The organism is Neobacillus vireti (assembly GCF_001026695.1).
In the GTDB taxonomy this organism is placed as follows: Bacteria; Bacillota; Bacilli; order Bacillales; family Cytobacillaceae; genus Neobacillus; species Neobacillus vireti.
This window is the reverse complement of the sequence record NZ_LDNB01000017.1, coordinates 211,389-231,757: the sequence shown is the minus strand read 5'-3', so window position 1 is coordinate 231,757 and position 20,369 is coordinate 211,389. Positions and strand designations below refer to the sequence as shown.

Here is a 20,369-nt window from a genome sequence, read left to right as displayed (position 1 = left end):
GGTTAAACCCCTTTATATGCTTGCCGATAAATATCAGCTAATTCCGCAACCAATGGAAGCTTAGGATTGGCGGTTGTACATTGGTCTTCAAATGCCTTTTCAGCGAGATAGTCGATCTTGCTTTCGAAAAGAGATTTTTCGACATGATTTGCCTCAAGGCTCATCGGAATTTCAAGCTCTCCTGCTAACTTAATAATAGCTTGAACAAGACTTTCGACTCCTTCTCCCGTTGTCCTAGCCGGAAGACCAAGTATTCTCGCAATTTCCGCATAGCGCTTGTCAGCAATGAAATGGTCATATTTAGGAAATGCTGTATACTTCCTTGGTTTTGCTGCATTATAGCGAATCACATGTGGCAGCAAAATTGTATTGGCCCGTCCGTGCGCAATATGGAATTCTGCCCCAAGTTTATGTGCAAGACTATGGTTGATGCCAAGGAATGCGTTGGCAAAGGCCATACCGGCAATTGTTGATGCATTATGCACTTTTTCGCGGGCTAATTCGTCACTTCCATTTTTATAGGCTCTTGGCAAATACTCAAATATAAGCTGGATTGCTTTCATGGCGAGGCCATCTGTATAATCATTGGCCATACAGGACACATAAGCTTCGATGGCATGGGTTAAAACGTCCATTCCTGTATCAGCAGTTATATGTTTTGGCACCGTCATCACAAACTGTGGATCAATTATCGCTACATCTGGTGTCAATTCATAATCAGCGAGCGGATATTTCATATTTGCTTCCTTATCGGTGATAACAGAGAATGATGTTACTTCCGATCCTGTGCCAGAGGTCGTCGGAATCGCCACGAACTGTGCTCTCTCTCCTAAACGCGGATATTTCACAATTCGTTTTCTAATATCTAGGAATTTTTGTTTCAGTCCAAAGAATTCGGCATCTGGATGTTCATAGAACAGCCACATTCCTTTTGCCGCATCCATTGCAGAACCACCGCCCAGGGCAATGATGACATCCGGCTGGAATCTTGCCATCATTTCTGCGCCTTTCATAACCGTATCGATGGATGGATCTGGTTCCACCTCTGAAAAAATTTCGCAATGGACGTAATCCGGACGCTTTCTTAAATAATAAAGCACCCGATCAACATAGCCTAATCTAACCATTCCTGGGTCGGTTACAATGAATGCTTTAGAGATCTTCGGCATTTTAGCTAAATACTGAGTGGAATTTTTCTCAAAATATATTTTGGATGGCACTTTAAACCATTGCATATTGACATTCCTTTTGGCCACTTTTTTAATATTAATCAAATGAATGGCGCCAACGTTTGTAGAAACAGAGTTTCCTCCATACGTGCCGCAGCCAAGTGTCAAGGAAGGCATAAAGGCATTATATATATCGCCGATCGCTCCTTGTGAGGAAGGTGCATTCACAATAATCCGCCCTGCTTTCATCCGTAAACCAAACTGCTTGATAGCGGGTTGATCCGTGGAGTGAATCACGGCTGAATGCCCTAGACCGCCAAATTCCAACATTTCTTCCGCTCTCGTTAATCCCTCTTCTAAACTGCTAACCGTATAGCATGCTAACACCGGACTCAATTTTTCTCTTGATAACGGGTATCCTGGTCCGACGCCGTTTAATTCAGCGACAAGAATTTTTGTCTCATCAGGGACCATTACTCCTGCCATAGCCGCAATTTTTGCGGCAGCCATTCCGACAATATCGGGATTTACCGCACATGAATGTTCATTAATGACTAATTTTTCGACTTTCTCCTTTTCTTCATCATTTAAGAAATAACAACTATTTGCAATCATCTCTTTTCTAACCGCGTCGTAAATTTCTTTATCAATGATAACGGCTTGCTCGGACGCACATATCATGCCATTATCAAATGTTTTTGATAAAATTAAGTCATTGACAGCTTGGTAGAGATGGGCCGTTTTTTCAATATAACAAGGAACGTTACCAGGGCCTACTCCGAGGGCCGGTTTTCCAGAGCTGTATGCCGATTTAACCATCCCAGCACCGCCTGTTGCAAGAATCATCGATACATTCGAATGGTTCATTAAAGCTTGCGTTGCCTCAAGAGATGGCGTTTCAATCCACTGAATACAGTTCGCAGGCGCTCCAGCTTTGATTGCGGCGTCCCTCAAGACTCGCGCTGCTTCACTGCTGCATTTTTGTGCAGAAGGATGAAATGCGAAAACGATAGGATTTCTCGTTTTTATTGAAATCAGTGCTTTAAACATCGTTGTCGAAGTCGGGTTAGTAACAGGTGTTACCCCAGCTATCACGCCAACTGGTTCAGCGATTTCGATGATCCCTTCATGCTCATTTTCGTTAATGATGCCGACCGTTTTATCATATTTAATATTATGATAGACATATTCAGTGGCAAACATGTTTTTAATGATTTTATCTTCATAGACGCCTCTTTTCGTTTCCTCAACAGCCAGTTTTGCCAGGGGCATATGCTGATCAAGACCAGCGAGAGCCATTTGCTTAACTATCTCGTCAATCATTTTTTGGTCAAAGGTGCGGAACTCTTCCAAAGCTTGAAGAGCATTCACCACCATGCAGTCAATCATCGTAGGTACACTTTGCTTTTCAGCCATTGCTTTCTCTGCCATTGCAATCACTCCATTTGGTCAAAAATTAGTAAAACATTCTAAATTAAATATTCTTTAGAGTTTGTGAATAATTTCACAAGTTGAATTAAAAAAATAATATCCTACAATTTACTGATATCGTCATTCTTGCTATTCGCAAACTGGATTTCGGGGAATCTTTTCAAATGAAATGTCTGTCAGTATTTTTGAAGATCTTTTTACAATAATCACAAAATTAACTGTCCAAATATAAGCGGGAATGTTTTCATTTTCTTTAAACATCATTGCCTCAAATTCATCGCCAACTGCTGCTTCAAAAGCTTCCAAGGTATATGTTTCGGAATCTGTTGAGAAAGTCTTCCATTCACAAATCATCATCGATATCACTCCTTGTTATCTTATGAATCCATCATACCACCAAAATGGAATAAGAGTTTGTGAAATAATGAACAAAAATTGAAATCTTTAAAGAATGGGAAAAGGTGCCTGACCCCCGCTGCTTTAAAGCGTTACATCACTGGGGGAAAGGCACCTTAATATACTTACGTTTACTTAAAAATAGTTGTGATCATTTGGTCTGTGGACATTTCACTATCGACTACATAGGTTCCGGGGCGCAAGTTTTTATCTAGCCCTTTTTTCTCAACATCCATAGAGAAATTAAATCCATTCGGAATCAATTTGGCTTTTTCTAGGCTTTTGCCGACATCGATACTGGTCATACCATCGGATACGTTGACGACCACCCGTGTTACCTCTTTAGCAGGCTTTTTGTCATCAGCCGGGGCTTGTTTTTGAACAGATGCTTTTGCCGCTTTCATATTCTTGTCATATTCAGCTTTCGACTGAACGACATAGCCTTTTGTTTCAAGCTTTTGTTTCATTTCTTTTTCAGATGTTTGAACCTTAACCGTTTTTTGGTTATTGGATATTTTAGCAGCTGTTTTCGGCGCATCACCTGTACTAGAAAAGTAAACAATTCCAGAAATAGTTGTTGCAATAAGGATTCCTGCTGCAAAGCTGCTTAATAAGTTAATTCTCATTGGCAACTTTTCTCCCTTCATCCTTTATTTTCTGAAAAGGAGCCAATCTCTGTTCAATCTCACTTTCTTCTACTTGTTTTTGTTTAGCGATGCTTTCAATCGAGTAATTGCGTTTATATAAGTCTAGTACTTCACGCATGAAAACCTTTTCCTCAGGAGAAAGTTGGATCCCTGCTTCCTTCATTACCACTTCTATATCAAGCTCAATATTGCGAATTGATTCTTGAAGGGCATTGATTTCTTTCATAGTGGATATATGAATCACGTCAATTTGATTATGTTCCATTTTTGCCACTTGAGTAGATTTTAATATTGAAATGATCAGCAATAAAACGGATATCACAAACAATCCGCCTAAAGTCCATACCATCAAAATAATTTCCTCCTTCATATAAATAACAAGTCCTTATTATACATCCAAAACGAATTTTTTTCGCTTTTAATTTTAAAAATGCGTAATAAGTCGGAGGAACTTTACAAATTTTGTGGATTGAGGAAATCATTTTTCCCATTGGCATATGAAAATTTAAAAAAGCACTCCAAAGAGTGCTTTGGATTAGCTTTTCAGCTTTTTCCAATAATCAGAAATGAATGTTTGGAACATTTCGTTTAATGCTCCCTTTTTTTGAGATTTTAACCATTCAACCTGGTCAATTGGCAATTTTAATTTTAAACTAACTTCTTCAATTGGCATTTCCACTTTTCTAATTTCTTCTATTGTTATGCCTTCTTCTATATTCGGAAACCATGTATCATGTTCGTTCACTTTATCGAAATCATCATACTCTTGAATGTCATTAAGTTCGCAGAATAAATTAAGCTGCGGCAATCCGCCTGACAGGATTTTTAGATGCATAATTGAATTTATCAATCTACCATCCTCTAACTCAATCTCCATTATCAGGTTTTCAAACTTTTTATATTTTTTCACCACAATTTCACTAACGATAATATCCAATTCCAAGGTGAATCCCGAGCTTGATTCAAAAATATAGATGGCACTTTTAAAGACATGAATACTTTCACCATCAATTTTTATACTTTTTATTCCAACCATAAACCGTTCCCCCATACAGCTTTGTGATTCATTTATAAACAAACACATATTGGGTTAATTATATCTCTTTATACGTTTTTTGCTACAGTTTTATAGGGTTTAATAGAAAATGACCGAATATTACACCTGTTTGTTCTAAGATTTCTTCCACTGTTATAAAACATTAAAAAACTGTATTACATCAGATTGTGATTTTAAATAAACTAAAACATTAATAATTATTTAAAAGTGTTAAAATACAGGGATTCAAGGGAATTGTTAATTTTCCCCTTAATAATCTGTTGTCATTGATTTTGTATCCTGTTACAATAAAAATGGATAATTTATAGAAAATTTATAAAATTCCAATTGTTAGATTGATTTAAACAGATAGGAGGAATACGTTTGTCAAAACTGCCGAAAACCAATGAATTAGGTTTTTTTGAAATTCGCCTTGAATCAATCGGCGGATTGGGAGCTAACTTAGCTGGAAAAATGCTTTCCGAAGATGGTGTTGTTGGAAACGGACTTAACGGAGTCGGTTTTTCATCTTATGGATCAGAGAAAAAAGGCTCCCCTGTAAAAGCACATATTCGTTTTTGCGAACCTGAAACAAACATCAGAGACACAACACCCATTGAACGCCCACATGTTGTAGGGATTTTCCATGATGCCCTTTTTAAAACTATCGATTGTACAAGCGGGGTTTACCCTGACAGTAACATCTTAGTCAATTCACAAAAATCCCCTGACGAACTTAAGACATTAATGAAAATTACTGGTGGAACAATCGCCATTGTTGATGCAACCGGTATTGCTTTGGAAGAACAAACAAAAGCCAACACGGCAATGTTGGGAGCGCTTTATCGAATTATTGGCTTCTTAGACCCAGAATCTATGAAACAAACGATTCGCCGTACATTTGAGAAAAAGTATCCACACCTTGTTGAACCGAATATTCGGACGTTTGAGCGCGGATACAATGAAGTCGAATTCAAAACCTATTTTGTTGATGATGGCTACGAGCCACAACCATTTATGAGAGCTGAACCGCTCCTAGGCTATCAAACCCAAGCGATTGGCGGGACCATTACAAATCCAGGGAACAGCATATTAAAAGATTTAAGCATTTCCCGTGCCGGGATGCTGCCGCATTTTCACGAAGAAAAATGCATTAATTGTGCAGCCTGTGATACGGCTTGCCCTGACTTTTGCTTTGTTTGGGAAGAAAAGGCAGACAAACGCGGCCGGCCGCAAATGTTCCTCCAAGGGATTGACTACCAATATTGCAAAGGCTGCTTGAAATGCGTCACAGCATGTCCTGTTGAAGCATTATCAGGCGAAAGAGAATTTAATGACGGTTATGCCGACAAGAATCGTGTGCCGCATTTATATGATTTGGCAACCTCAATTTAAGGAAAGGGCGGGATTTTCATGTCGATTAATTTAGAACAAGAAAAGGGATCGATAAAAACAGGGTCCGTTGAACAAACTGTTGTTTTTGAATCAGGTAATGAAATGGCTGCCTATGCAGCACACCAAATTAATTATCATGTTATGGGCTATTTTCCGATTTCCCCTTCTACTGAAGTCGCCCAGTTCCTCGATGGGATGAAGGCCAAAGGAGAACATGATATCGTGTTAATTCCTGCTGATGGTGAACACGGATCCGCCGGCATTTGTTACGGGGCATCAACTGGCGGCGGACGTGTGTTTAACGCAACCAGCGCCAATGGGTTTCTTTATATGTTAGAGCAGCTGCCTGTTCAATCTGGGACTAGATTCCCGATGGTATTGAATTTGGTCAACCGCTCTGTCTCGGGGCCGTTAAATATTCACGGAGATCATTCCGATTTATATTTCGCGTTAAATACTGGATGGCCAATCTTAATGGCCCGTGACCCGCAAATCGTCTATGATATGAACTTGATTGCTATTAAACTAGCAGAAGATCCTGAAGTTCGACTTCCGGTGATTGTATCGTTCGATGGTTACTTCACATCCCATCAAAAGCGACGGGTCCAGGTATTGAAAAATAAACAAGATGTTCATACGTTTATCGGCGATCCTCCAAGGAACTTCCCGCATGCGTTAGATCGCGAGAATCCGGTCACAATTGGTCCTTATATGAATGAACCTGATTATATTAATAACTGTTATCAACAATCGGAGGCCATGTATAATGCAGAGCAAGTCTTCGAGAGAATTTCGAAGGAATATACGGAATTAACAGGCCGGGAATATCCAGTCCTTGATTTATATCGTATGGATGATGCAGAAGTTGCGGTATTTATGCTAAACTCAGCCGCTGAGGTTTGTAAAGACGTAGCCGACAGACTTCGCGTACAAGGGATAAAAGCCGGGGTCATCTCTCCTAATATGATTCGCCCCTTCCCGCAAGCAAAATTAGCAGAAGCATTGAAAAACGTGAAAGCGATTACAGTTGGGGACAGGGCCGACTCGTACGGTGCACATGGCGGAAACATGGCACTTGAATTAAGAGCGGCGCTGCAAACCGTTGGAAATGTCAGGACAAAGGTGATTAACCGCATCTACGGTTTAGGTGGTAAAGATTTTTATGCCGATGATGCAGAACACTTTTTCCGGTTAGCGATTGATGCGGCGGAAACTAGCTTTGTTGAAAGGGGATTTGACTACTTTGGCCATAATCCCGGCAGACCAGAATTCGCACCTAAGCGCGTCTTAAATCCAATGAAAAAAGAAGATTTGAATACCGGTTTAATCACCGTCACCCCTGACGAAAATACCGGTGAACTAAAGGTGAAAATCCCGCCGCTTAGGAGCTTAACGAAAAAACCAAAACGGTTAGCTTCCGGACACGGAGCATGTCCAGGCTGCGGCATTTTCTCAGGGCTCGAATTGTTTTTTAAAGGAATTGAAGGAGACATTGTCGCATTATTCCATACGGGCTGTGCGATGGTCGTTACGACCGGTTTTCCATATAGCGCCCATAAAGCGACTTACATCCACAATCTCTTCCAAAATGGCTCGGCGACGTTATCGGGTCTGGTGGAAATGTTCCATGAACGAAAACGGCGCGGTGAATTGGCTGAACTGGGCTTGAGCGATGATTTTACCTTTGTCATGGTTACAGGTGACGGCGGCATGGATATTGGAATGGGTCCTGCCATCGGAACTGCACTGCGCAACCATAAAATGATTATCCTAGAATATGATAACGAAGGCTACATGAACACGGGCAGTCAGCTCTCCTATTCGACACCGATGGGACATATGACGAGCACCTCAAATGTTGGCTCCTTCCAGAACGGGAAGCCGTTCCATCATAAGGATACAGCCCAAATCATGGCTGCAACTCATATTCCTTATGTATTTACAGGAACAGAGGCATTTGACCGCGACCTATTAAAGAAAGCGGCAAAAGCCGGTTGGTATGCTAAAAATGAAGGACTTGTTTATGGTAAGATTTTGATTACCTGCCCATTGAACTGGAAATCGAAGGATGAATTAGGCCAAACAATTGTTGAGGCTGCCGTCAACTCCAACTTCTTCCCGCTCTATGAGGTGGAACGCGGAATTACGACGATTACCTATGATCCTGAGGCTAAGAATAAACGGTTAGCCGTAACGGAGTGGCTGAAGTTGATGGGGAAAACAAAGCATATGCTAAAAGAAGACAGCCAAGCCATGCTGCAAATGTTTGATGATGAGGTCGAACGCCGTTGGAACCGGCTCAAAGCGAAGCACGAAAGTCCTTATCTATAAGGGTAACTATGCCAATTAGAGATTGAGAGATGAACTGTTACGGTCGCCAATTAGCCCAATTGGCGACCGTATTCTTTCAATTTGATTGTTGAATAGAATCAATGTTTAGGGTAAATATTTGATTTTATTTTCAATCGGAGTTCGTGGTTTAGGGTCTGGGATCATCTCAGGATATCCAACTGCAAGAACACCAAGCAAATCATAGTTATCAGGCACGTTTAGAAGTGCACGTTTTTGTTCTGTTATCCCAATTGACGACCAAAATGTCCCTACTCCCTCGGACCATGCTGCTAAATTAAAATTTTGGATAAAGCAGGCTGTTGCAGCGGCATTTTCTTCGGTTTCAACCTTAGAAGCCCCGTGCTTTGATAATACCGCCATTAACGTAGGTGCGTTGCCAAAATTTGTTTTATGATTTAATGTTCCTCTTGTTTCTGGACCGATAAAATAAATCTCCCACGGCTCAGTCATACGGTGATTGGGTGCCATCGCAGCGGCATCTAACCATATTTTAATCATGGTTTCATCGACCTGATCCGTCTTAAAATTTTTTATATTCCGGCGTGATTTAATCAAATCAATCATATTCATATCTAGCTTCCTCTCATTTGTTCAGAAGGGTTTGTTTTGCACCGAACCCCTTTCTGATGAAGTAAAGTTGTAATTTGTTCAAGTTGTGCAGAATTTCCTATTACAAGGAAATTCGAGTGAAATAGATTCCTTTTCACGTGGATTGTCAATTTATAGGCATTGTTTACCTTCGAATCTAGACCATATAGGTTATGCCATCGGATGATTTGCTCACTCTCATAATTTTTAATTTGACTATAGGTAAAATATTTTCCATTTAGAACGATCCCTTTTGGCAAAATAAATAGATTCCCGCGATGCCGAATCGAGCTAATGATGGCGAAAAACAAATAGGCCAAACTAAAATATGAAGAGTCTATCCAATTGGTAGTAAGGACAATCACCAAAAGAACAGTTAATACAACAAGAGCAGCCACCGTTCCCCATAGTACGTATCGATAGGACTTCGTGTTTTTTGTCAGGGGCTCCATCTGTTTCCATTCATTTGGGATAATGATGCCTGCAAAATCAACCTCATTCATTGGATAAAGTGCATCCTTTGAGAGCTCAGCTGCTTTTTTCAAATTCAAAAGATTTCGGATTAAATAATAAATTCCACTTAAAAAAATGACTGCAAATAAGATAGTTGTTAGTATCAATGATTAGTCCTTCCTATAAGGAATTGTTTTTTAACTCTGTCATATCAAATTTAGCGGACAAGGACCCTAACTCTGTTGTCACATCAGCACCTGCATGATTGGTAAAATGGATGTATTCAGTTAACTGGGAAGGTTCCGCTGGCATCCCTTTTTCATGAAAGCAATATTAAATCGCAGCTCTAAATGTATCACCTGCACTGTAGTGTCAATCGCATATACTTGCACACCAGGAACATTTACTCTGGTCCCATTATAAACAGCAAATGCACCATTACCTCCCATTGTTACAAATAAATAAGGAATCTTCCATTGATATGCTTTCTCCAGCCCTGCCTCTATTGATTTGGATTCCGTTAAAAATGCTGGGGGTGCGGACACTTGCCCTTCCCTCTTACTGCTCTTGAATCGCACATTGATTAAATTTTTTCAAAAGGTCTCCAAATACTTTGCTTTCTTCCTCAGACCAACTTTCCAAAACTTCAACAATTCTCGTCAAACGTTCACGCTTGTTTTCAGTATATTCCTTTTTTCCCAGTTCCGTAATTTGGAGAGAGTACGCTCTTCCATCTAGTGGATCCGGAATTCTGTACACATATCCTTTTTGCTCAAGTGCTGCAGTTTGCCTGCTTACTGTGGAAATATCCAATTGGAATTCACCAGCCAAAGCCTTTACCCCCGCTGCCCCATTCGAGATTATTTGGTGTAATAATAGATAGGCAGATCGGTCAAGATTGCCGAATTTCTTATGGGATGAAATTGACGTGGTCCGGCGAATCAAGATGGCCAGTTCCAGTTCAATCATTTCCAACACATGTTCATTCATGTTATATCTTCCTCACTGTTAACAGTATTTTCTAGACCTATGATAGCATAATCACTATTAACTTTGAAATCACTTAGTATTGTTACAGGTAGCAGTTGTATCATTGCCTTCGCTTTAATTTCCTTGTGAATTCGCAATAATTCGAGTTCAAAATGGAAACGCTGTACTATAAAAACAGTATTGACATCGCGGAAAATGGTTGTATAATACAATTACATAGTTTCATCATACAACTTTTTGAAAAAGAAGGAAATTAATTATTGGGGGATTTAATATGCTCGCACATGAAATCATGATTAGCCAAGTCCATAAGGTGAAGGAAACCGACACAGTCCGTTCCGTTATTGAAAAATTTATTGAGTATCATATCAGCGGACTTCCCGTGGTTAATGACAGAAATGAAATTATTGCCTTCTTAAGTGATGGGGATATTATGCGTTACATCGGTAAACATGATGATCGAATTGTGGATGCTATCTATTATACATTTGTGATAAAGGGAGATGATGAAGATTTCCAGGAACGAGAACAAAAACTATTGAATTTAAATGTGCTTGAAATTGCCAATAAAAAGGTTATCAAAGTCGCCTGGGATGAGAAATTGGAGAACATTGCTGCGATTCTAGGAAAAAGACAAATTAAAAAACTTCCTGTCGAACGGAATGGGGTATTGGTCGGAATTATCAGCCGCGGCGATGTCATCAGACATTCCTTTAAAGCCCTGCTGTAAAACTGGCTTTGCTCACATCCTTGATTGTTTTTCGGAATTTTTTTTACAGAAGAGGGGAAATACTATGTCAGTTAGAACACAATCTGCGCCGGCAACTCAGGCAAAAGCACTTTCTGCAACCGGAGTAAATCCGAGTCTTCTAAAACAACCTAAAGCAGTATGGGCCGTCTTTTTTGCCTGTATTATCGCTTTCATGGGGCTTGGTCTTGTTGATCCGATTTTGCCGGCCATCGCCAAACAATTAGACGCCTCACAGAGTGAGGTAACCTTACTTTTCACTAGCTACAACGCTGTAATGGCAGTGGCAATGCTTATTACCGGTGCTATTTCTTCAAGAATTGGAGTCAAGTGGACACTCTTAACTGGTATTATCATTATTGCGTTATTTTCAGCCCTTGGGGGAGCTTCGAATAATATCTGGGGACTCGTCGGTCTACGTGGGGGCTGGGGTCTCGGCAATGCCCTGTTTGTCGCTACCTCACTTGCCGCAATTGTCTCCCTTTCAAATAGCGGAACTGCAAAAGCCATCATATTATATGAAGCCGCAATTGGACTTGGCATTTCCGTTGGACCACTGCTTGGCGGCTGGTTAGGTGGTATGTCATGGAGAGGTCCGTTCCTTGGAGTGGCAACATTGATGGTGATTGCCTTTATTGGCCTTTCCATCTTAATGCCAAAATCTAATTCCAATACAACTGTAAAAACCAAAACATCCATACTGGATCCGTTCCGTGCTTTAAAACACCGTTCGCTTTTAACTTTCGGAATAGCAGCAGCCCTTTACAACTTTGGATTTTTCACCCTGCTTGCTTACGCGCCTTTCGTATTGGGATTAGATGAACATGGTTTAGGCTTTGTATTCCTAGGTTGGGGGTTATTGCTCGCCGTCACCTCAGTTTTCATGGCGCCAAAACTTCAACAAGCGTTCGGAACGATTAAATCCATGTCACTTATGTTAGTCTTATTTGCTCTCCTACTCTTAGTAATGGGTATCTGGACTTCAACTCAATGGGTCGTTATCGCCGCGGTTATATTAGCTGGAGCATTATTAGGAAATAACAATACGTTAATTACAACAGCCGTAATGAACTCTGCCCCTGTTGAACGCTCAACAGCATCTGCAGCTTATAGCTTCTTGCGGTTCCTTGGAGGCGCGATTGCACCCTTTCTTGCAGGTAAATTGGCTGAATGGTACAACCCGCATGTTCCCTTTATTGTTGGGGCTACGTTTGTTCTAATTTCCGTGCTATTTATTGGCATGAATCATAAACATGTGAAGCACGTCGATCAGTCTGGTGCTGGTCATTAATTAATAGGAAGGATCTGCCTGGTGCAGATCCTTTTTCAATTTTTTATCAGTAGATCTTCCAATGCAGTGTGGAGTGAGGGGAACATAAATTCAAACCCTTCTTCTACTAACAATTTGGGCACAACATGCTGCCCTTCAAGAACAAGTGTGCTTTTTTGTCCCAAGGCCAATTTCATAGCAAATCCAGGTACTGGAATCCAGTGAGGTCGATGTAAAACAGAACCAATGGTTTTACCGAAATCCTTCATCTGGATTGGTGACGGCGAAGTGACATTAACAGGTCCGCTCAATTTGTCATGGTCAATGGCAAATTGAATAGCTCGGACAACATCCATTACATGTACCCATGAAACCCACTGCTTACCCGAACCAACGACCCCACCGACGAACAATTTATAGGGCAAAGCCATGAGGGGAAGTGCGCCGCCTTCATTGCCAAGGACAACGCCGAATCTCATAAAGACAACACGAATTCCCTGTGCCTCTGCCTGTTTCGCTTTGTTCTCCCAGTCAAGTACCGTCTTCCCAAGAAAATCATTGGCTGTTTCTGATGAATTTTCCGTATAGATATTTTTTGCTGAGGCAGGGTAAATGCCGATTGCACTGGCATTGATTAGTACAGATGGCTTTTCAGGCAATCCTGCGATTATTCTTAATAACTCGTCTGTTGCTTTCATCCGACTTTCATAAATTTGTTTTTGATGATTTGTAGTCCATCTGCCGTCGTTTATGGAAACGCCTGCCAAATTAATAAATACATCAGCATTTTTTATTTCTTTTTCCGGAGAAGTGCCTTCTTCAAGCCACTTTACGTACGTCACAGTCCCAGCAGGCTGCATATCCTTCCTTGTTAAAATAACAATTTGATGCCCTTCTGCAAGTAGGATGTCCGTTAATTTCTGACCGATAAATCCGGAACCGCCAGCAATAACAATCTTCATCCTTCCCTCTCCAATCCTGAATACAAAACTATTTATTTCCCGACTCAATAAAAAAGTCATACCAAGTAGCGAACAAACGACTCAAAATTTTTAACTCCACACTTTTAAGAGAACCAAATCTATTCCGGCCATTTTATTGACTTAGTTTACCATAAAGAAAAAAATCCCCCAAAAAAAGGCCATAAGCCTCTTGTCAAGCAAGTTCTATCCTATTACGAAATGGAAAGGATAAAAACTCCTAAAACTGCCAAGACATCCATTAGCCAATGAACAATCATGATTGGTACAAGTCTTCGTATTTTAATATATATAAAACCAACTACTAGTGCGAGCGGGATAAAGCAAATAAAATGCCAAAGCATATACTTACCATCGTTAATGATAATTGGCAATGTAAAATGCTGAAAGGAAAGGAAAAACGCCGAAACTACAAGAGTTGCGATTTTCGACTTCCATAGAATCTCAAGTCTAGGAAAACAATAACCCATATATGTCGGAATCTCTACTAATGAATTCGTAATTGGAAAGACGATTAAGGCTATGAATCCGGCCCATAAAGGTAAAGGTAATATCATATTATCGGGTGGTATCGGATTCCCATACATTACGTAACTAGCTGCATACATGCCTGCAAACCCCACGCCCCCGCCAATGGGGAGCACCCATAAGACCTTTTTTAGATCCTGTTTAAAGAGTATTTTGTCAAAATGAATTAAATCCAAATAGGTATTCCCTTCTCTTCTTGCAAGATTTGATAACAAAATATACATGATGATATTCGTAATGATCGCAAAAAACGGCCACCAAGCAACCGATTGTTGCCACGTAAAGCCTAATAGATAAACAAAAAGAAATTGGATTGCGGCAAACAAAATAGTTCTTGCAGGGAGAACCATTAATGGTAAATTTAGTAGTCGATTTTGCGTAACAATGTCAACCTTTTGCGAGGAATGAACTTGCAATTTTCCCATACTTACAACCTCCAATACAAATAGGATAAAGGAAATGGTCAATATTTCCTTTATCCTAATCTTTACAAAATATTCTGAAAAAGTCAATTCAATGCGGATAATATAATTGTCTGTTCCCCGATGTGATTCTTTACAGCTTGAACCGCCTTTGTTAACCCATCGTTTTTAACTGTAAAAATGTCTTTACTGCGGTTTTCCAAAACCCAATTTAAACAGTTTAATCTAACGCATCCCTTTTACCTATTTTTCCAAATAATATCTCATAAGATCCGGGTACTCCTTTATCTCTTGTACCCCCTTCTTACTAATTACATAGGTTCCTCGTTTGATTCTTTTAAACCATCCATAATAGTTTTTAGTAATAATCGTGGAAGTTTTCTCGCCAGTTCCCATTTGAATTAACTCCTTGGGGGATAATGGACCTGACTTTTGAAGATAACAGGCAATTTGGATAGAATTTTCTTTATAGGCCGTCATGATTTTTGTCTGATTACTACCACCCACATTGAAGTCCGCACTCCGACCATTGATTTCTTTCATTATCGCTGCTCTCTTTTGCTTGCTTTGACCGATACTTTTACGGCGATTAAACGGAGTAGGATGAAAAATTATTTCTGCTTTTGCATACTTCCCTGAATATGAAACAACAATCAATCCCAACTCCAACCTTCTAACTAAATGGCATTTATCTGCCCATCGCCTAGAATTTAGTCGATATTTTGGTTTTGGTATCGCAATGTAAACCTGATCCGTTAACCGTTGCCGTTTTGCAGCCTGGATTAGCAGGTCCACACTTAAGGTGAGCTTTAATTCAATAATAACCAACTCATCGCCTTTTACTGCAGCTATATCACAATCTTTAACTTCCCCATATACCTCATACTCTTCACCTAAAAAGTATGACTGAATCGGCTTGTATAAATCTACCTCTAGCAGCTTTTTCATTTCCTTCAAATGCCATCACCACGGAACAAGGGGACAGGCTTTTTGTCCCACAGAAAATCTATAAAGTTAAACAAATCAAATTGAATGTGGAACACTGTGCCTGTCCCCATTTCCCTTGTCATGTCCCGCAAAAGGTCCGGTAAGGTTGGGTTGATGGCGCTGGAAGTGTGGAATAAGCAGCCTGTTCGCTCGTGTGCGCGAATGGGCTTGAAAGAACTTCAAGAAGCTTCTCCATCAGGCTATAATCTCCATGCTGCACTGCCGCTTCAAGTGCCTCTTCTACCCGGTGGTTCCGTGGGATAACCGCCGGATTGCTGTTTTGCATCAACTGATTCGAGGAGGCTTTCGATTCCTCCTGTCTTTCTTTCCTTGCCTGCCACTGTTCATTCCACTGAGCAAATTCCGGTGTCCTAAACAGAGCCATATCCTCATATTTTTCAAAGGTTAATGCGCGGAAGGTATTGGTATAGTCCGCATGATACTTCTGCATCATCGTGAGAAGGTTTTCAAATAGAGCCTCGTCCGCTGCCTCTTCATTAAATATCCCTAGTTTCGCCCTCATCCCCGAGAGCCAATTGCTTTTATACTGCACCATATAATCTGAAATTGCATCCTGGGCAAGTTTAACAGCCTGTTCCTGATCCTCATGCAGCAGCGGCAATAGGGATTCGGCAAAGCGAGCGAGATTCCACCCGCCAATATACGGCTGATTGCCATAAGCATAACGGCCGTGCCTGTCAATAGAACTGAATACTGTTTCTGGGTCGTATTCATCCATAAAGGCGCATGGACCATAGTCAATCGTTTCACCACTTATTGCCATGTTATCGGTATTCATCACTCCGTGGATAAAACCAACTAGCTGCCATTTGGCGATTAACATGGCCTGACGCTTAATCACTTCCTGAAGCAATGAAAGATATCGACTCTCATTAGCTTCAAGGTCGGGAAAATGACGCTTAAGCGTATAATCAGCCAGGACCCGGAGTTCCTCCACTGTGCCCCATTTTGCAACGTATTGAAAGGTGGCGACACGCAAATGACTTGCAGCCACACGGGTCAGAATCGCACCGGGCAGTTCGGTTTCGCGGATTACTGACTCACCGGTTGTCACCACTGCTAGACCGCGAGTGGTAGGGATACCTAGCGCATGCATGGCTTCGCTAATGATGTATTCGCGCAGCATCGGTCCCAGTGCCGCCCGGCCATCCCCCCCGCGGGAGTACGGCGTTCTGCCTGGACCCTTGAGCTGAATATCAACCCGATTACCTTTGGGAGTAATCTGCTCGCCAAGCAGTATAGCCCTGCCGTCCCCTAACATCGTAAAGTGTCCAAATTGATGCCCCGCGTAAGCTTGAGCAAGCGGCGAAGCGCCTTCCGGAATTCGGTTGCCGGCAAAAACAGCTGCGCCATCATCACATTGTAATGCCTCTTCGTTCAACCCCAAGGATGCAGCTAACGGATGATTGAAAATAATCAATTTCGGCGAGCTTACAGCAGTTGGGTTGACGCTTGAAAAAAATGATTTCGGCAGACGGGAATAACTGTTATCGAAGTTCCATCCTAGATCTTTTATTTCTTTTGTCATCGTATCTCCTTTTCTTCTTTTGATCATTCGTGCTGAGATATAATTTTTTATTTCAAATATTTTATCCTACTCTAATTAATATATCATTATTATCCATTTATAAACTAATTTAACTTTGTCTATTTGCTTAGGTGCTTCAGTATTTTTAAAGTCCTTTTATGCAACCTGAATATTTAGATAGCACAAACGTTTAATGGTCCCGGTTCACAATATAATTCAATAAATGCTTCAAAAAAGTCGTCTTTAGCTGCACCTCTTGCAATGCTTCCATGGCTGAACAGTAATGTTCCCACATCGCCTTTCTGGCACCTTCTAGACCTAGGATTGATACAAAGGTTGAATTTTTGTTTTCAGCATCTTTACCTATCGCTTTTCCTAGTTTGAACAGCTCACCTTCAACGTCAAGCAAATCATCCTTTATCTGAAAAGCAATGCCGGTATGGTAGGCATATTTTTTTAATGCACTTATTTCCAATTCATTTGTCTGTGCGAGAATCGCAGGCATGATGAGTGAAGCTTCGAAACCGATGCCAGTTTTATTGAAGCACATCAGATTCAATTGATCTAGTGTCATTGGCTTCCCTTTGGAATCCAAGTCCATCGCCTGTCCCTTACACATAGCTGCTGTCATTTGGGCAGAATATTGAATTAGCTTAAGCACGGTTTTCGAATCGAACTGGTCAAGAGATGCTTGTTCCTCAGTAGCCTTCTGGGTAAGAAAGAGAGCGGTTAATTCTGCAATGGCGATGTTATACATCTTATGCAGGGTTGGACGCCCCCTGCGGATGGAAGCATTATCCTGTGATGGCAGATCATCGAAGATAAGTGAGGCGGTATGCATATATTCCAAAGATTTCAAAAGCGGCTCGATTGTAGAACTTTTTAATCCGTATTCATTAACGCCCATAACCCAGGCAACGATAGGACGGAGTCGCTTTCCGTCTCCTTTTAAACTGTAATTTGCCGCATCAATGATGGGCTCTACCACCAAAGTGTTATCATTAATTATAGCGATAGGCAAGATGTCGTTAATCTGATGACGAACGGTCTTAATCGTATCTAAAAATTCCTCCTGCTCCTTCCGTTCACTTTTCAAAATTGTGATTATATGGTCTCGAAGCAATTTATCAAAGAAATCCACATCATCCGCCTTTCGAACCATTTTTTCGATGGTACGTTTGAAATTCAGATTTCCAGAAGCAAACAACTTCATTACTTCATTGTATTTTTTTGTTCCAATTCGTTCTTTAAAACGTTTTAACCCATTTATGGCACGATCTAACATCACCTCACTCGTCTTGGTATCAGAGTGGTAGACGTTATGAATTAAATGGTAAATCACTGTCCAGTATAATTCAAAGGGATTGATCAAATCTGAACGCTTATCATGATATGTCAAATAATAGGTATACGGTGTCACGGCGCCATCTTTCATGTCATCAAACATATCAGCAAAATCATCCGCTAGCTGGTTGTAAATGCCATAATAGAATGTGCGGTTGTCAAAACCCTCATCTTCAGGAGCACTGAGGACCGAACGGGCAATCAATCTTGATGAAGAGGATTTTAATATGATCGGGATATAAAGCTCTTCATTGGTGTACTTTCCATAGGATAGATCCTTTACACGGTCGACTTCCTGGGAATGAAAAAACACATAGGCTTGCTCGAAAAATTTGCTCCTAAACTTCGGCCGCTGGCGAACCTTAATATACTCAAAGGCCTCCCGTAGTTGGCTATGAATAGATCGAATAAGCTCCTTGTTTTTTCCAGTCCACTTACCTAATAGCGGCACAGATCCTGTGATAAGGGTGGTACGGATCAAATCGGAATATTGATTTTTCTCCTTAGTGGACAAAACGTCTGAATCCAGGAGATCGTCAATGTAAGGATAAGTCAGACCATAAGAAAGCCCAAGCCGAATCGCTTTATCTAGTTTCTGAGTCCGCTCTTCAGTAGAAATCTCCGAACTCATTTCTTCAACCTGCTGCATAAGGACTCCGGCAATGATTTTAATCAGTTTTCTCTGTGCCTGTTCAGCATCGATTCCGATTGGAATATTGGAGGAAACTGTCTTTAGTTTTTCGACTAGCCAGATTATTGTGGATTCCACACCTTCCTTCTGTGCCCATCGGTACAAACCTGTCATGCTAAATGACCCCGTTTTAGCTTCCCGCTCTGTTGTCAAGTGATTCTTGATTCTGTCAACGGCCTGTCGTACCCTATTCATTGTTTCAGTTGAGTCAAGCGGTTTCCCTAGGTCTCGCATGAAAATATAGGAGATGCTTCGCTCCAGATATGATCCGAGTTTACCTGTGTAATCCAGCCATTGGATATAATTGTAATACTCCCGAGAATCGGGTTTTCCCTTTCCAAGGTTAAAAAAGGATAATAAGGAAGGATGATGAATATGGTTTTGTTTCCAAGATAGAAAATCCTTTGTCAGGGCTGGAACATAGGTCTTCTGCGAGACCAGCTCATAAAGTACTCGGAAATAATCAGCAGCCTTCTCCTCAGCCAGCCGGTAGCATGCATCAGCATTTTTTACTAACTCCTCATTCATCCTGTACATACAATACCTCTGCTTCATATTTTCTTAAAATCTATCAAAATATATTTAAATATAAGCAATAAGTATCATCTTTATTACCAAAAAGAAAAATGAAAAAGGGGTCAGCCCCCCAGTACGCTAACGCTTAGTTCTCTTGGGGACTGACACCTTGTTTTTAGCTCTTATCATATCCGTCCCGCGACCGATATTGCTGTGGCGCCCGTATTGGATAACGTGCTGGGAAACTGAACATGTGAACAAGTTGTGTAAACGGAATGGATGCAAATAGAAAGAATGACAAAATCACATGGACTTTAAAAAGTGTTGGGATTCCTAACATTAAGTTAGACAGAGGTTGGAAGGTGAATAGGCTCCGAAACCAAGGTCCGATGGTTAATCGATACTCATACGCTACAACAGTCGTACTATAGATTAGCGTCATATAGGTCCCCATTGCCGCAATAATGAGGAGCAAAACAATTGCAAAATAATCGCCAAACGTCGTATGGACCCGAACCCGTGGAAACGAGAGCTTCCGAATGATCATGACAATAAGACCGAATACTACCATTAGTCCAGCAATTCCACCGCCTGCAATCGCACCAAAATGGTACAGGTGTTCATTAACTCCGATTGCCTCATAAAACTCAATTGGAATCAAAACGCCCATTACATGACCAATAAAGGCAAAGATAATCCCATAATGAAAAATGACAGAACCCATGCGTAGCCACTTTTTCTCAAAAATTTCTGTTGATGGGGCATACCAGCTTTTTCTACGAAAGATAAAGCGGTAAAATGTTGCCACGATTAGAATGGTGCCACATATATAAGGAAAAATGGTCCACCAAAAAATTTGTTCCATTTCTTCCCTCCT

The 20,369-nt window shown here is 40.8% G+C and carries 19 protein-coding genes; 4 read left to right on the top strand and 15 right to left on the bottom strand.

All coding sequences use genetic code 11. The features are described 5' to 3' along the window. Positions 1-2: 2 nt before the first annotated feature. The 5 genes from adhE to AA980_RS21270 all read right to left on the bottom strand — a co-directional run bounded on the left by adhE (position 3) and on the right by AA980_RS21270 (position 4,679). Complete coding sequence (gene adhE / locus AA980_RS21290; RefSeq protein WP_024028051.1) at positions 3-2,600, bottom strand: bifunctional acetaldehyde-CoA/alcohol dehydrogenase; 2,598 nt, start codon at positions 2,598-2,600, stop codon at positions 3-5. A 129-nt stretch (positions 2,601-2,729) separates the two neighbouring features. Then, a complete protein-coding gene (locus AA980_RS21285) occupies positions 2,730-2,957 on the bottom strand; it encodes a hypothetical protein (protein ID WP_024028052.1) in 228 nt (75 codons plus the stop codon). Between the two features lie 170 nt (positions 2,958-3,127). Then, complete coding sequence (locus AA980_RS21280; protein ID WP_024028053.1) at positions 3,128-3,622, bottom strand: hypothetical protein; 495 nt, start codon at positions 3,620-3,622, stop codon at positions 3,128-3,130. Continuing rightward, positions 3,612-3,992 (bottom strand): hypothetical protein, encoded by a 381-nt coding sequence (locus AA980_RS21275; RefSeq protein ID WP_024028054.1) that lies wholly within the window; start codon positions 3,990-3,992, stop codon positions 3,612-3,614. Before AA980_RS21275 ends, AA980_RS21280 begins: the two co-directional genes overlap by 11 nt. Before the next feature lie 186 nt (positions 3,993-4,178). Next, on the bottom strand, positions 4,179-4,679 hold the full coding sequence (locus tag AA980_RS21270) for a hypothetical protein (protein ID WP_024028055.1): 501 nt from the start codon (positions 4,677-4,679) through the stop codon (positions 4,179-4,181). Between the two features lie 384 nt (positions 4,680-5,063). Here AA980_RS21270 and AA980_RS21265 point away from each other — a divergent pair, with 384 nt between their 5' ends. Together AA980_RS21265 and AA980_RS21260 are read left to right on the top strand one after the other, a co-directional pair. After that, on the top strand, positions 5,064-6,074 hold the full coding sequence (locus tag AA980_RS21265; protein WP_024028056.1) for a 2-oxoacid:acceptor oxidoreductase family protein: 1,011 nt from the start codon (positions 5,064-5,066) through the stop codon (positions 6,072-6,074). 18 nt (positions 6,075-6,092) lie between these two features. Further along, positions 6,093-8,405 carry a thiamine pyrophosphate-dependent enzyme gene (locus tag AA980_RS21260; RefSeq protein ID WP_024028057.1) on the top strand — a complete coding sequence of 771 codons (2,313 nt, stop codon included), beginning with the start codon at positions 6,093-6,095 and terminating at the stop codon, positions 8,403-8,405. A 105-nt stretch (positions 8,406-8,510) separates the two neighbouring features. On the opposite strand, the gene AA980_RS21255 is transcribed toward AA980_RS21260, so the two are convergent. The 4 genes from AA980_RS21255 to AA980_RS21240 form a co-directional block, all read right to left on the bottom strand. Then, entirely contained in the window at positions 8,511-8,996 is a 486-nt protein-coding gene (locus AA980_RS21255) for a nitroreductase family protein (RefSeq protein ID WP_024028058.1), read from the bottom strand. Positions 8,997-8,998: 2 nt separating this feature from the next. Beyond that, entirely contained in the window at positions 8,999-9,634 is a 636-nt protein-coding gene (locus AA980_RS21250; RefSeq protein WP_024028059.1) for a hypothetical protein, read from the bottom strand. A 120-nt stretch (positions 9,635-9,754) separates the two neighbouring features. Continuing rightward, entirely contained in the window at positions 9,755-10,012 is a 258-nt protein-coding gene (locus AA980_RS21245) for a fructokinase (RefSeq protein ID WP_024028060.1), read from the bottom strand. Between the two features lie 13 nt (positions 10,013-10,025). Then, a complete protein-coding gene (locus AA980_RS21240; protein WP_024028061.1) occupies positions 10,026-10,457 on the bottom strand; it encodes a MarR family winged helix-turn-helix transcriptional regulator in 432 nt (143 codons plus the stop codon). A gap of 274 nt (positions 10,458-10,731) precedes the next feature. Between AA980_RS21240 and AA980_RS21230 the strand changes: the two genes are divergently transcribed. After that, the gene (locus AA980_RS21230) at positions 10,732-11,187 is read left to right on the top strand and encodes a CBS domain-containing protein (RefSeq protein ID WP_024028063.1); all 456 of its coding nucleotides are present in this window, start codon (positions 10,732-10,734) and stop codon (positions 11,185-11,187) included. Positions 11,188-11,251: 64 nt separating this feature from the next. After that, entirely contained in the window at positions 11,252-12,496 is a 1,245-nt protein-coding gene (locus AA980_RS21225) for an MFS transporter (protein WP_024028064.1), read from the top strand. 35 nt (positions 12,497-12,531) lie between these two features. Here the strand turns inward: AA980_RS21225 and AA980_RS21220 are convergent, their stop codons facing one another. The 6 genes from AA980_RS21220 to narI form a co-directional block, all read right to left on the bottom strand. Then, entirely contained in the window at positions 12,532-13,437 is a 906-nt protein-coding gene (locus AA980_RS21220; protein ID WP_024028065.1) for a TIGR01777 family oxidoreductase, read from the bottom strand. Between the two features lie 212 nt (positions 13,438-13,649). Next, positions 13,650-14,408, bottom strand: coding sequence for a CPBP family glutamic-type intramembrane protease (locus AA980_RS21215; protein ID WP_024028066.1), 759 nt, complete (start codon positions 14,406-14,408; stop codon positions 13,650-13,652). A gap of 240 nt (positions 14,409-14,648) precedes the next feature. Next, the gene (locus AA980_RS21210) at positions 14,649-15,353 is read right to left on the bottom strand and encodes a DUF2161 domain-containing phosphodiesterase (protein ID WP_034723871.1); all 705 of its coding nucleotides are present in this window, start codon (positions 15,351-15,353) and stop codon (positions 14,649-14,651) included. Between the two features lie 118 nt (positions 15,354-15,471). Further along, on the bottom strand, positions 15,472-16,941 hold the full coding sequence (locus AA980_RS21205) for a protein adenylyltransferase SelO (protein WP_024028068.1): 1,470 nt from the start codon (positions 16,939-16,941) through the stop codon (positions 15,472-15,474). A 190-nt stretch (positions 16,942-17,131) separates the two neighbouring features. After that, on the bottom strand, positions 17,132-19,513 hold the full coding sequence (locus AA980_RS21200) for a polyprenyl synthetase family protein (protein WP_024028069.1): 2,382 nt from the start codon (positions 19,511-19,513) through the stop codon (positions 17,132-17,134). 154 nt (positions 19,514-19,667) lie between these two features. Then, the gene (gene narI / locus AA980_RS21195) at positions 19,668-20,357 is read right to left on the bottom strand and encodes a respiratory nitrate reductase subunit gamma (protein ID WP_024028070.1); all 690 of its coding nucleotides are present in this window, start codon (positions 20,355-20,357) and stop codon (positions 19,668-19,670) included. Between the last annotated feature and the right edge of the window lie 12 nt (positions 20,358-20,369).